General features: G+C 64.8%; 11 protein-coding genes. 10 read left to right on the plus strand and 1 reads right to left on the minus strand.

What is annotated here, in order from left to right:
* The first annotated feature begins 25 nt into the window (after positions 1-25).
* The 5 genes from ACFWP0_RS20310 to ACFWP0_RS20330 all read left to right on the plus strand — a co-directional run bounded on the left by ACFWP0_RS20310 (position 26) and on the right by ACFWP0_RS20330 (position 4358).
* Positions 26-700 (plus strand): cupin domain-containing protein, encoded by a 675-nt coding sequence (locus ACFWP0_RS20310; protein ID WP_377845047.1) that lies wholly within the window; start codon positions 26-28, stop codon positions 698-700.
* Positions 701-799: 99 nt separating this feature from the next.
* Positions 800-1558, plus strand: a complete 759-nt coding sequence (locus tag ACFWP0_RS20315; RefSeq protein WP_377845048.1) for an ABC transporter substrate-binding protein — start codon at positions 800-802, stop codon at positions 1556-1558.
* A 119-nt stretch (positions 1559-1677) separates the two neighbouring features.
* Positions 1678-2331, plus strand: a complete 654-nt coding sequence (locus tag ACFWP0_RS20320) for an amino acid ABC transporter permease (RefSeq protein WP_377845050.1) — start codon at positions 1678-1680, stop codon at positions 2329-2331.
* Positions 2328-3059: an amino acid ABC transporter ATP-binding protein gene (locus ACFWP0_RS20325; RefSeq protein WP_377845051.1), complete on the plus strand. Its 732-nt coding sequence runs from the start codon at positions 2328-2330 to the stop codon at positions 3057-3059. The genes ACFWP0_RS20320 and ACFWP0_RS20325 overlap by 4 nt, the downstream gene beginning before the upstream one ends.
* Positions 3060-3068: 9 nt before the next feature.
* The gene (locus tag ACFWP0_RS20330) at positions 3069-4358 is read left to right on the plus strand and encodes an NAD(P)/FAD-dependent oxidoreductase (protein ID WP_377845053.1); all 1290 of its coding nucleotides are present in this window, start codon (positions 3069-3071) and stop codon (positions 4356-4358) included.
* A 75-nt stretch (positions 4359-4433) separates the two neighbouring features.
* On the opposite strand, the gene ACFWP0_RS20335 is transcribed toward ACFWP0_RS20330, so the two are convergent.
* Positions 4434-7328 carry a valine--tRNA ligase gene (locus ACFWP0_RS20335; protein ID WP_377845055.1) on the minus strand — a complete coding sequence of 965 codons (2895 nt, stop codon included), beginning with the start codon at positions 7326-7328 and terminating at the stop codon, positions 4434-4436.
* A gap of 390 nt (positions 7329-7718) precedes the next feature.
* On the opposite strand from ACFWP0_RS20335, the gene ndk reads away from it, so the two are divergent.
* From ndk to hisS, 5 genes are read left to right on the plus strand one after another with little or no spacing between them, the layout of a single operon-like run.
* Positions 7719-8144: a nucleoside-diphosphate kinase gene (ndk, locus tag ACFWP0_RS20340; RefSeq protein WP_006393972.1), complete on the plus strand. Its 426-nt coding sequence runs from the start codon at positions 7719-7721 to the stop codon at positions 8142-8144.
* Between the two features lie 45 nt (positions 8145-8189).
* Positions 8190-9344: a 23S rRNA (adenine(2503)-C(2))-methyltransferase RlmN gene (rlmN, locus tag ACFWP0_RS20345; protein WP_377845057.1), complete on the plus strand. Its 1155-nt coding sequence runs from the start codon at positions 8190-8192 to the stop codon at positions 9342-9344.
* Positions 9341-9835 (plus strand): helix-turn-helix domain-containing protein, encoded by a 495-nt coding sequence (locus ACFWP0_RS20350; RefSeq protein WP_377845058.1) that lies wholly within the window; start codon positions 9341-9343, stop codon positions 9833-9835. Before rlmN ends, ACFWP0_RS20350 begins: the two co-directional genes overlap by 4 nt.
* Positions 9836-9849: 14 nt before the next feature.
* The gene (gene ispG, locus ACFWP0_RS20355) at positions 9850-11136 is read left to right on the plus strand and encodes a flavodoxin-dependent (E)-4-hydroxy-3-methylbut-2-enyl-diphosphate synthase (protein ID WP_377845060.1); all 1287 of its coding nucleotides are present in this window, start codon (positions 9850-9852) and stop codon (positions 11134-11136) included.
* A gap of 54 nt (positions 11137-11190) precedes the next feature.
* Complete coding sequence (gene hisS, locus ACFWP0_RS20360; protein ID WP_377845062.1) at positions 11191-12477, plus strand: histidine--tRNA ligase; 1287 nt, start codon at positions 11191-11193, stop codon at positions 12475-12477.
* Positions 12478-12479: the final 2 nt, after the last annotated feature.

The raw sequence follows: 12479 nt of genomic DNA on the forward strand, positions 1-12479 counted from the left end.
AATTACATGCAAATGAAATTTTCATATGAGCCGAGCTGCCTCCGAACGTCGTGCCCATGCATTGCCGCCATCGCCCCTTGCGCTGGCCGGCCGTCCCGAGTCTGCCGTCGATCTCTGGCTGGGTCAGCAATTGCGTCAGCTGCGCAAGCAGCAGGGGAGATCGCTTGCCGACGTGGCCCGCTCCTGCGGCATGTCGCTCGGCCTGCTCAGCCAGATCGAGCGGGGCCTGAGTTCCGCCTCCGTGAAGGTCCTGCACCTGTTGGCGCGCGAATTCCGCGTGTCGGTCAATTCGCTGCTGCGCAACGCGGAACATACCGAGGGCGAGGATGACGGGCGCGTGGCCCGCGCGGGCACGCACCGGTACATCGACCTGAAGGAAAAAGGCATCAGCAAAGAGATGTACACGCCGCCGGCGTGCCGCAGCATGGATCTGTGCAGGGCCTCCATCGAGCCTGGCGGTTCAACCGGCAATGAGCTTTTCGTCACCGGGCAGGGCGAGCAGATCGGCGTCGTGCTCAAGGGCTCGCTAGAGCTATGGGTAGGCGATCGCGTCATCCTTCTCAACGAAGGCGACAGTTTTTGCTATGCCAGCAGCACGCCGCGCCGCTGGCGCAATCCCGGGTCTCAGACGACGGAGGTCATCTGGGCCATATCCAACATCAATCAAGCCTCGGGGGACGACACGCAACAAGCGCCATGAGCGCGCAGCACCCAATGCGGCGGGATGACACTGGGGATCATTTCGCCACCGGGCGCGCAAGGCGCCGCCCGGATTTCTTTGCCACGATGAGGATATGTCATGAAATTCAAGACTCTTGTTGTCTCTGTATTCGCAGCATTGTCCATGGCCGCGGGCGCGCAGGCCCAAACGGTGCTGAAAGTAGGGTCCACGCCCACAGGCAGTCCGTTCACGTTTCTCGACACCAAGACCAACAGCATTGAAGGCGTGATGGTCGACATCGTGAAGGCGGTTGGCAAAGAAGCCGGATTCGAGGTGCAGATCGAGCCCATGGCGTTTTCGGCGCTGATCGGCTCGTTGACCTCCAAGCGCATCGATATCGTGTCGGCGGCCATGTTCATCACCCCGCAACGCCAGCAGGTGGTGAGCTTTTCCGACCCGGTCTACCGCTACGGCGAGGGCTTGATGGTGCTCAAGACCGACAACAAGGAATACAAGTCGTTCGCGGACATGAAAGGCATGACGGTAGGGGTGCAGGTTGGCACCGCATTCGTCGAGCCCATCCAGAAGAGCGGCGTCTTCAAGGAAGTGAAGCTCTACGACAATCCGCCGGACATGATGCGCGACGCCAATGCCGGCCGCATCCAGGGCGGCTTCATGGACTTTCCCATTGCGGCCTACATCCTGACGCAGGGGAACTATCCCAACCTGAAGATGGCGCAGTCCTATCAGCCGACCATCATGGGCAGCCTGGGCCTGGCCACGCGCAAGGAAGACACGGAACTGCTGGGGCGCATCAACAAGGCGCTGGCCAAGCTGAAGGCCGACGGCGCCATCGACGCCATCCTGAAGAAGTGGGGCTTGGGCGGCGGCGCATGACGCAGCCTTGACCGCGCGTTAACCACGCAATTGCACAAACTCCGCCGGCGCGCTTGCGCGCTGGCGGACGGGGCGCATCCGGCGTTCCCGCGGGCTGTCTTGTCGGGGTGGGTTGAGTCATGATGGAATTTTTCAAAGACGCGGCAGAGTTCATGCCGATATTGCTGGAAGGCGCAAAGCTCACGATCCTCGTGACGCTGGGCTCGCTTGCGCTGTCGACGGTGCTGGGGCTGGTGTGGGCGCTGATGCGGGTTTCGGGCAACAAGTACCTGTCCGGCTTCAGCGGCGGCGTGATCAACCTGCTGCGCGGCATACCCATCATCGTGCTGCTGTTCTACATCTACTTCGTGATGCCCGACATCGGGGTGTCGCTGAGCGCGGTGCAGGCCGCGATCATCGGCCTGGGCGTGGCGTATTCCGCCTATCAGGCGGAGAACTTCCGCGCGGGCATACAGGCCATCGACCGCGGGCAGATCGAGGCGGCCATGGCCATGGGCATGAGCTGGAGCCTGACCATGCGGCGCGTGGTGCTGCCGCAGGCAGTGAAGATCGTGCTGCCGCCATACGGCAACATCATGATCATGATGCTCAAGGACTCCTCGCAGGCGTCCACGATCACCGTGGCCGAGCTGGCTCTGCAGGGCAAGCTGATTGCCGTCTCCACGTTCAAGAACGCCACGGTGTTCTCGCTGGTGGCGCTGATGTACCTGGTGATGTGCGTGCCGCTGATTCTGCTGGTCCGGCATCTGGAAAAAAGGAGCGCCACCAAATGATCGAACTCCAGGGAGTCCGCAAGAGCTTCGGCTCGCTCGAGGTGCTCAAGGGCATCGACGCCAAGGTCACCCAGGGCGAAGTGGTGTGCGTGGTCGGTCCGTCCGGTTCGGGCAAGTCCACCATCCTGCGGTGCATCAACGGGCTGGAGCGCTACAACGCCGGCCGCATCACCGTGGATGGAGAACTCGTGGATTGCGACGCGCCCTCCATCGTGTCGATCCGCACGCAGGTCGCGATGGTGTTCCAGCGCTTCAATCTGTTCCCGCATCGCACCGCGCTGGAGAACGTGATCGAAGGGCCGATCTTCGTGAAGAAGGAGCCGCGGGCTCAGGCGCTGGAGCGTGGCCGCGAACTCCTGGCCAGCGTGGGCCTGGCGGACAAGGAAGATGCGCACCCGAACCAGCTTTCCGGCGGCCAGCAGCAGCGCGTGGCCATTGCGCGCGCGCTGGCGATGCGGCCCAAGGCCATTCTGTTTGACGAACCGACCTCCGCGCTGGATCCGGAGCTGGTCGGCGACGTGCTGGGCGTCATGCGCAAGCTGGCCGAGGCAGGCATGACGATGGTCGTCGTGACGCACGAAATGAGCTTCGCGCGCGAGGTCGCCGACCGCGTCATGTTCTTTGACGGCGGCGTCATGGTGGAGCAGGGCGCCGCCCGTGAAGTGCTGAATCATCCGCAGCATCCCCGTACGCAGGATTTCCTGCGCCGCGTGCTGCATCCCATGTAAGGAACCATCATGCAGCAAGCGCCGTTTCCTCTTTCCCCTTCATTGTGGGCAGCGACCGCGGCGGCGCCTCCGCCCACCGAGCCGCTGGCCGCATCCACGCAGGCGGACGTCCTGGTGATCGGCGGCGGCTACGCCGGGCTGAGCACCGCGCTGCATCTCGCGGAGCGCGGCGTCAAGGCCGTGCTGCTGGAGGCGCGGGAGATCGGCTTTGGCGGGTCGGGCCGCAACGGCGGCCAGGTCATTCCGGGCCTGAAGTATGACCCCGATGCCTTGCTCTCCATGTTCGGCCCCGAGCGCGGCGAGAGGCTGCTGCGGTTCGCCGGCGCCACCGCGGATTCCGTGTTCGACCTGATCGAGCGCCACGCCATGGACGTGCCGCATGTGCGCAATGGCTGGATCCAGGGCGCGCATAACGCCGAGGCCTTGCGCGTGGCGTACGACCGCGCCGCGCAGTGGACGCGCCATGGCGTGGATGCCCAACCGCTGGACCGCGCGCAGGTGGCCCGCCTGATCGGCGCGGACAAGTACCTGGGAGGCTGGATCGACAAGCGGGCGGGCGCCGTGCAGCCCCTGAGCTACGCGCGCGGCCTGGCGCGCGCCGCATTGAATGCGGGCGCCGTTCTGCATACGGACACGCCCGTTACCGGGCTGAAGCGCGAGGGCGGCAAATGGACGGCTTCCACTGCCGGCGGCCCCACGGTCACGGCCGACCGCGTCGTGATGTGCACGAACGCCTACGGCGGCGACCTGTGGCCGGGGCTGAAGCCGTCGATCATTGACGCCAATACGTTCCAGGTCGCGACCACGCCCCTGCCGGAGAGCATCCGGGCAGGAATATTCCCGGAAGGTCACGTCTCGTCCGACACCCGCAATCTGCTGCTGTATTTCCGCCTGGACCACCAGGGCCGGCTGCTGATGGGCGGCCGCGGTCCGTTTCGCGAGCCCAAGGGGCCAGAGGACTGGGCGCATCTGGAGCGCGTGATGGTGAAGATGTTCCCGCAGGTCGCCGGGACGCCTTTCGAATTCCGCTGGTGCGGCCGCGTCGCCATCACGCGCGATTATCTGCCTCATCTGCACGAGCCGGAGCCGGGGCTGCTGGTGGACATCGGCTGCCAGGGGCGCGGCGTCGGCCTGCAGACCAGCATGGGGCGCGCCATGGCGCAATATGTGGCGACGGGCGATGCCAATGCGCTGCCCGTGCCCTTGTCGCCCGTGGTGCCGTTCCCGCTGTATGGCCTGCGGCGGCTCTACGTCAATGCCGTTGTGACCTGGTATCGGATGACCGACGGCGGCGTCTGAGCGGCGCGGCTGCGTCCAAGAAAAAACCCCGAACCATGTCCGGGGTTTTTTCTTTCAGCGGATTGACGCCGCGGTTCAGTCGCCCAGCTTGGCGCGCTGTTCCCGCACCTTTTGCAGGGTTTCGCCGAACTGCGCCATGCGCGCCTTCTCTTGCTCGACCACGGCCGCCGGAGCGCGTTCGACGAAGCTGGCGTTCGCCAGCTTGCCGTTGGCCTTGGCGATTTCACCCGCCAGCCGCGCGATTTCCTTGTCCAGGCGCACGCGTTCCGCGGCCACGTCGATCTCGACGTGCAGCATCAGGCGGCTGGCGCCCACGACCTGGACCGGCGCGCCGGCGTCGGGCAGGGCGTCCAGCACCTCGACCTGGCTCAGCTTGGCCAGCGCGGCCAGGTAGGGGGCATTGCGGGTCAGCGTAGGCGCGTCGCCCTGGGCGCACAGCGGCACCTTCTGGGCGGGCGACAGGCTCATTTCCCCGCGCAGCGCGCGCACGGCTTCGATCTGCGCCTTCAGTTCGGCCACGTCGGCTTCGGCCGCGGTATCCACGGCCGCCGGGTTGGCTTGCGGGAAGGGCTGGACGCTGACGCTGTCCGCAACCCCTTCCTTGCGCTTGCCGGCCACCACCGAGACCTTCTGCCAGAGTTCTTCCGTGATGAACGGAATGATCGGATGCGCCAGGCGCAGCACGCATTCCAGGACGCGGATCAGCGTGCGGCGGGTGCCGAGTTGCTGGGCCGGCGTGCCGGTCTGGATCTGCACCTTGGCCAGTTCCAGGTACCAGTCGCAGTATTCGTCCCACACATAGCGGTAGAGGGCATTGGCGATGTTGTCGAAGCGGTAGTCGGCAAAGCCGCGCGCGACGTCGGCTTCCAGCGCCTGCATCTGGCTGACGATCCAGCGGTCCACGAAGGACAGCTCGCCGGCATCCGGGCCGGTCAGGTCGTGGCCTTCGGTGTTCATCAGCACGAAGCGCGTGGCGTTCCATAGCTTGTTGCAGAAATTGCGATAGCCCTCGCAACGCTTCAGGTCGAAGTTGATGTTGCGGCCCAGGGTCGCGTAGGCGGCCATCGTGAAGCGCAGCGCGTCGGTGCCGAACGCGGGGATGCCGTCCGGATACTGGCGGCGGGTCGCCTTTTCGATGGCGCCGGCTTGCTTCGGGTTCATCAGGCCATAGGTGCGCTTGACGACCAGGCCGTCCAGGTCGATGCCGTCGATCAGGTCGACCGGGTCCAGGGTGTTGCCCTTGGATTTGCTCATCTTCTGGCCGTCCGCGTCGCGGATGAGACCGTGCACGTAGACGTGCTTGAACGGGATCTGGCCGGTCAGGTGCGTGGTCAGCATGACCATGCGCGCCACCCAGAAGAAAATGATGTCAAAGCCCGTGACCAGCACGCTGGAGGGCAGGTAGCGCTGCAGGTCCGGCGTGTTTTCCGGCCAGCCCAGCGTCGTAAAGGGCACCAGGCCCGACGAGAACCAGGTATCCAGCACGTCCGGATCGCGCTTGAGCTCGCCCGTCACGCCGGCGGCGCGCGCCTGCTCGATCGCGCCTGCTTCGTCGTGCGCCACGAAGACCTGGCCGTCTTCCGAGTACCAGGCCGGGATCTGGTGGCCCCACCAGAGCTGGCGCGAGATGCACCAGTCCTGGATGTTGTTCAGCCACTGGTTGTAGATGGTGGTCCAGTTGTCGGGGTAGAACTGGATGCGGCCGTCGGCCACGACTTCCAGCGCCACCTCGGTGATGCTCTTGCCCGGGTTCAGCGTGCCTTCCGGGGCGGGCTTGCTCATGGCCACGAACCACTGGTCGGTCAGCATGGGCTCGAGGACGACGCCGGTGCGGTCGCCCTTGGGCTGCATCATCTTGTGCGGCTCGACCTTGACCAGATAGCCTTCGGCTTCCAGCTGGGCGACGACCGCCTTGCGGGCCTCGTAGCGTTCCATGCCCTGGAATTGCTTGGGGCCGTTCTCGTTGATGTGCGCATCCAGCGTGAAGATCACGATCAGGGGCAGATCGTGGCGCATCGCGCAGGCGTAGTCGTTGAAGTCGTGGGCGCCCGTGATCTTCACGCAGCCCGTGCCGAATTCAGGATCGACGAAATCGTCCGCGATGATGGGGATGTTGCGGTCGCACAGCGGCAGCTCCACCTCCTTGCCGACCAGGTGCTTGTAGCGGGGATCGTCGGGGTGCACGCACAGCGCGCCGTCGGCCAGCATGGTTTCCGGGCGGGTCGTGGCGATGGTCAGGCCGCGCAGGGTGACCGTCTGGCCATCCTTGTCGACGATGGTCTGCGGTCCGTCGACGAAGGGGTAGAGGATGTGCCACATGTGGCCATCGGTCTCTTCGGACTGGACTTCCAGGTCGGACACGGCCGTGAGCAGCTTGGGATCCCAGTTGACCAGGCGCTTGCCGCGGTAGATCAGTTCCTGTTTGTGCAGGCGCACGAAGGTCTCCACCACGCCGCGCGACATGCGGTCGTCCATGGTGAAGTACTCGCGCGGCCAGTCGGCCGAAGCGCCCAGGCGGCGCACCTGCCCGGTGATGGCGCTGCCGGACTTTTCCTTCCATTCCCACACCTTTTCCACGAATTTCTCGCGGCCCAGGTCGTGGCGGGAAACCTTCTGGGCGTCCAGCTGTCTTTCAACGACGATCTGCGTGGCGATGCCGGCGTGGTCGGTGCCGGGAATGAACACGGTGTCGTCGCCCGACATCCGGTGGTAGCGGATCAGGCCGTCCATGATGGTCTGGTTGAACGCGTGGCCCATGTGCAGCGTGCCGGTCACGTTGGGCGGCGGGAACTGGATGACATAGGGCTGGCTTTCCGTCCCCGTTTTTACGTGCTGGCCGGCCGTGAAATACCCGCGCTTGTCCCACTCGGCATACCAGCGGGACTCCAGTTCGGAGGGTTCGAAGCTCTTGGAGAGTTCCGGGATGTCGCTCGCGGGGTTCGCGGCGTTCGGGGGAGCAGCTTGAGTCATTACAGGGTTCCGGCAGACAGGGCGCCCGGGATAGGGATACGGGCAGCAAACCGCTCATTTTAAGATGTAATGCGGTCTTCTCAGCGTGTTAGAATACCGGGTTACTGTAAACCTTTTAGAAGTCCCTGAATTCATTGAGGATTCCTCCTGAAATGCGCATGCAAAAGCGCGCATTCGGAATCCCGCGGAAAATCGGGGGCGCGTCCGACAGGTGGGCAGTGTCGAATCCCTGCCTTGGCCATGTGGTTCAGGACGGCCCGAAACATTCATCCGTTTCGGACCGCCTGTGCGCCAACAGCGCGATGACGCTTCAAGGGTGACACCGACAAGCGCAGAGCCACGCCAGGCAATTAACTAGAAACCAGTCAGAAATCAGTTTTTGGAGTCCTTATGTCCATTCAACGCACCCTCTCGATCATCAAGCCCGACGCCGTCGCCAAGAACGTGATCGGCCAGATCGTCGGCCGTTTCGAGCAAGCCGGCCTGAAGGTCATCGCCGCCCGCCTGGCCCAGCTGTCGCGCGCCGACGCCGAGCGCTTCTACGCCGTGCACAAGGAACGCCCCTTCTTCAAGGACCTGGTCGATTTCATGATCTCGGGCCCGGTCTTCGTGCAAGTGCTGGAAGGTGAAGACGCCATCCTGAAGAACCGCGACCTGATGGGCGCCACGGACCCGAAGAAGGCCGCTCCCGGCACCATTCGCGCCGACTTCGCCGACAGCATCGACGCCAACGCCGTCCACGGCTCCGACGCTCCGGAAACGGCTGCTGTCGAAGTCGCTTTCTTCTTCCCCGAAATCAACATCCACAGCCGTTGATTTTCGCGGAACAATTGTTCAAAGCTTTTTAGTTTTACCCAGGTCATGGAATCCGTCGAACGAATCAATCTGCTGGGGCTGGATGGCTCCGCTCTGTCCGAACTTGTCGGACAGTGGGGCGGCAAGCCTTTTCGCGCCCGTCAGCTGCAGCGCTGGATGCACCAGCGCGGCGCTGATTCGTTCGACGCCATGACCGACCTGGCCCGCGAATTCCGCGGCCAGCTTGCGACGCACTGCCGCATCGAGGCATTGCCCGTCAACATCGAGCAGCGCTCGACCGACGGCACGCGCAAGTGGCTGTTCGACGTGGGGCAGGGCAATGCCATCGAGACCGTCTTCATTCCCGAAGACGACCGCGGCACGCTGTGCATTTCCAGCCAGGCCGGATGCGTGGTGAACTGCCGCTTCTGCTCGACCGGGCACCAGGGCTTCAACCGCAACCTGAAGACCAGCGAAATCATCGGCCAGCTGTGGTGGGCCAAGCGCGTGCTGGAGGCCGATATCGGCACCGCCCGCCTGGAAAGCGCCCGCGCCACCGAAGACACGCGCGTCATCAGCAACGTCGTCATGATGGGCATGGGCGAACCCCTGCTCAACTACGACCAGGTCCTGCCGGCCTTGCGCCTGATGCTGGACGACAACGCCTATGGCCTGTCGCGCCGCCGCGTCACGGTGTCCACGTCCGGCGTGGTTCCCATGATGGACCGCCTGTCGCAGGACTGTCCCGTGGCGCTGGCCGTTTCGCTGCACGCGCCGAACGACGCGCTGCGCGACGAGCTGGTGCCGCTGAACAAGAAGTACCCGCTGAAGGAGTTGCTGGCTGCTTGCGAACGCTATCTGGCGTTCGCCCCGCGCGACTTCATCACGTTTGAATACTGCATGCTGGACGGCATCAACGATACCGACCAGCACGCCAAGGAACTGATCCAAATTGCACGCCAGTTGCGCTGCAAGCTCAATCTGATCCCGTTCAATCCCTTCCCCGAGTCCGGCCTGAAGCGCTCGAATTCGGCGCGCGTGAAAGTGTTTGCCCAGCGTCTGATGGACGCCGGCATCATCACGACCGTCCGCAAGACCCGGGGTGACGATATCGATGCGGCTTGTGGTCAACTGGCCGGAGAGGTGCGGGACCGTACTCGGATCACCGAGCGCAATGCCGCACAGCGCCAGACCATACCAATTAAACAGGTGCATGCATGACGCAGGATTTCGCTTCTGCAGTTTCTGACACGTCCGCCGGCGCTGCGGCCAGCGTGGGCTCGGCATTGCGCGCGTTGCGCCAGTCCAAGGGCTGGTCGCTCGACGAGGTGTCCAGCCGCATCAAGTTTTCCACGAAGCAGATCGAAGCCCTTGAAGACGAACGATGGGCCGATCTGCCCACGGGCGTTTCGCTGCGCGGGCTGGTTCGCAACTATGCGCGCCTGCTGGGCGCGGACTCGCAATCCATCGTCGATTCGCTGGACCCCAAGGCTCGCGTCACCGGTCCGGTGAAGCTCAGCCCGGGCGCCCTGCATTCGGCGCATTCCATCCCGCAGTCCAGTGCGGACGACGAGCGTTCGTCCTCGACGTCTTGGGGATGGCTCATCGCCATCGTGCTGGTGCTGGCCGCCGGCGTGGCGTATGCCTTCTGGCAAGGCTGGTTGCCGCAGCAATGGCTGCCGTCTGACTGGCTGCCGAAGCCGACCAAGTAACCCGGTTCCACCCGATGGAAGATTCTTCTCTGCCTTGCCAGGATGCGCCGCCTCCCTCCGTGGGGGCCGCAGCACGCCGCGCCACGCGTTCGGTGGCGGTGAAGTGGGGCGACCGTGTCGTGACGGTGGGCGGAGACGCCCCGGTCGTGGTCCAGTCCATGACCAACACCGACACCGCCGACGCCATCGCCACGGCGATTCAGGTCAAGGAGCTGGCGCAGGCCGGCTCCGAGCTTGTGCGGATCACGGTGAACACGCCCGAGGCGGCCCGCGAGGTCGTCGCCATCCGCGAACAGCTCGACCGCATGGGCGTCAACGTGCCGCTGGTGGGCGACTTCCACTACAACGGCCACAAGCTGCTGACGCAGTTCCCCGAGTGCGCCCAGGCGCTGTCCAAGTACCGGATCAATCCGGGCAACATGGGCGGCGGCAAGCGCCGCGACGATAATTTCGCGCAGATGATCGAAGTGGCCTGCCGCTACGACAAGCCGGTGCGCATAGGCGTGAACTGGGGCAGCCTGGACCACGAACTGATGGCGCGCAAAATGGACGAAAACAGCCGCCGCGCGCAGCCTTGGGAAGCCCAGGCCGTGATGCGCGACGCGCTCGTCGTTTCCGCCATCACCAACGCGCAGCGCGCCGAAGAGCTCGGCCTGCGGCGCGACGCCATCATCCTGTCGTGCAAGGTCAGCCATGTGCAGGACCTGATCGCCGTCTACCGCGACCTGTCCACCCGTTGCGACTATCCCTTGCACCTCGGGCTTACCGAAGCCGGCATGGGCAGCAAGGGCATCGTGGCGTCCACCGCCGCGCTGGCCGTGCTGCTGCAGCAGGGCATCGGCGACACCATCCGCATCTCGCTCACCCCGGAACCCGGCGGCGACCGCAGCCGCGAAGCCATCGTCGCGCAGGAAATCCTGCAGACGATGGGCCTGCGCGCATTCACGCCCATGGTCGTCGCCTGCCCCGGCTGCGGCCGCACCAGCAGCACGTTCTTCCAGGAACTGGCCGATAGCATCCAGTCCTACCTGCGGCGGCAGATGCCGGTCTGGCGGGCGCAGTATCCCGGCGTGGAAAGCATGAACGTCGCTGTCATGGGCTGTGTGGTCAATGGGCCGGGCGAAAGCCGTCATGCCGACATCGGCATCAGCCTGCCGGGCACCGGCGAGGTGCCGGCCGCTCCGGTGTTTGTCGACGGCGAGCGTACGGTGACGCTCAAGGGCGACCATATTGCCGAAGAGTTCCAGGCCATCGTTGAAGACTACGTTGCGCGCCGCTATGGCGCGCTCGCCTCTCATTAAAGTAAGGGTGTAGCCGCTAGCGCGCTTGCCGGCGCGCGACGCGGCATGATCAAGATGACTCAAGCTTTCCAGAAAGTCGCCGCCATACGCGGCATGAATGACCTGTTGCCGGGGGCAAGCGCCCGCTGGGAGCAATTCGAGGAAATCGTGCGCGGCTGGCTGCGCGGCTACGGCTATCGCAATATGCGTACGCCCGTGCTTGAGCATACGCGCCTGTTCGCGCGCGGCATCGGGGAAGTGACCGACATCGTCGAGAAGGAGATGTACACCTTCACCGATGCGCTCAACGGCGAATCGCTGACGATGCGGCCTGAAATGACCGCCGGCATCGTGCGCGCCTCCATCGAGCACAACCTGCTCTATGACCGTCCGCAACGCGTCTATTCGATCGGTCCGGTGTTCCGCCACGAGCGCCCGCAACGCGGCCGCTACCGCCAGTTCCACCAGATCGACGTCGAGGCCCTGGGCTTTGCCGGCCCCGACGTGGATGCGGAACTGATCGTCATGCTGGCCCGCCTCTGGAAGCTACTGGGCCTGAAGGATGTGCGCCTGGAGCTGAACTCGCTGGGCCAGCCCGCCGAGCGCGCGGCGCACCGCGCCGCCCTGATCGAGCACCTGGAAAAGCATCGCGACATTCTCGACGAAGACGGTCAGCGCCGCCTGTACAGCAACCCCTTGCGCGTGCTGGACACCAAGAATCCCGCCATGCAGGAAATGGCCGACAGCGCCCCGCGCCTGTTCGATTTCCTGGGCGACGAGTCCCGCGCGCACTTTGACGGCGTATGTCAGCGCCTGGCCGACGCCGGCATCGAATACCGCCTGAACCCGCGCCTGGTGCGCGGGCTGGACTACTACAACCTGACCGTGTTCGAGTGGGTAACGGACCGCCTCGGTTCCCAGGGCACCGTCTGCGGCGGCGGCCGCTACGACGGACTGGTCGAGCTGCTGGGCGGCAAGCCCGCGCCCGCCGTGGGCTTTGCCATCGGCATGGAGCGCCTGCTGGACTTGTGGGAGCAGAGCGTTGAAGTCGAGGCTCCGGCGGAATGCGACGTCTATGTCGTGCACCAGGGCGAAGACGCGCAGCGCCTTGCCGCCCGGGTCGGCGAAGACCTGCGCGACGCGGGCCTGTCGGTCATCGTGCATGCGGGTTCGGCCGGATTCAAATCTCAGTTCAAGCGCGCGGATGCCAGCGGCGCTCGGGTTGCGGTTATTCTTGGCGCCGATGAAGTGGCCTCGCAGACCGCCAGCGTCAAATTCCTGCGTGCGGCAGAGCAGGGCGAAGCCGCGCAGCAGCAGGTTCCGTTGGCGGAATTGGCCGACGCATTGAATATCAAGGGTTAAGG

Source organism: Achromobacter sp. NPDC058515 (genome assembly GCF_042721735.1).
Taxonomy (GTDB): Bacteria; Pseudomonadota; Gammaproteobacteria; order Burkholderiales; family Burkholderiaceae_B; genus Achromobacter.

What these genes read in the sequence shown, in the direction of transcription:
- ACFWP0_RS20310 (WP_377845047.1), top strand. Translation starts at nt 26, where the DNA reads ATGAGCCGAGCTGCCTCCGAACGTCGTGCCCATGCATTGCCGCCATCG.
- ACFWP0_RS20315 (WP_377845048.1), top strand. Translation starts at nt 800, where the DNA reads ATGAAATTCAAGACTCTTGTTGTCTCTGTATTCGCAGCATTGTCCATG.
- ACFWP0_RS20320 (WP_377845050.1), top strand. Translation starts at nt 1,678, where the DNA reads ATGATGGAATTTTTCAAAGACGCGGCAGAGTTCATGCCGATATTGCTG.
- ACFWP0_RS20325 (WP_377845051.1), top strand. Translation starts at nt 2,328, where the DNA reads ATGATCGAACTCCAGGGAGTCCGCAAGAGCTTCGGCTCGCTCGAGGTG.
- ACFWP0_RS20330 (WP_377845053.1), top strand. Translation starts at nt 3,069, where the DNA reads ATGCAGCAAGCGCCGTTTCCTCTTTCCCCTTCATTGTGGGCAGCGACC.
- ACFWP0_RS20335 (WP_377845055.1), bottom strand. Translation starts at nt 7,328, where the DNA reads ATGACTCAAGCTGCTCCCCCGAACGCCGCGAACCCCGCGAGCGACATC.
- ndk (WP_006393972.1), top strand. Translation starts at nt 7,719, where the DNA reads ATGTCCATTCAACGCACCCTCTCGATCATCAAGCCCGACGCCGTCGCC.
- rlmN (WP_377845057.1), top strand. Translation starts at nt 8,190, where the DNA reads ATGGAATCCGTCGAACGAATCAATCTGCTGGGGCTGGATGGCTCCGCT.
- ACFWP0_RS20350 (WP_377845058.1), top strand. Translation starts at nt 9,341, where the DNA reads ATGACGCAGGATTTCGCTTCTGCAGTTTCTGACACGTCCGCCGGCGCT.
- ispG (WP_377845060.1), top strand. Translation starts at nt 9,850, where the DNA reads ATGGAAGATTCTTCTCTGCCTTGCCAGGATGCGCCGCCTCCCTCCGTG.
- hisS (WP_377845062.1), top strand. Translation starts at nt 11,191, where the DNA reads ATGACTCAAGCTTTCCAGAAAGTCGCCGCCATACGCGGCATGAATGAC.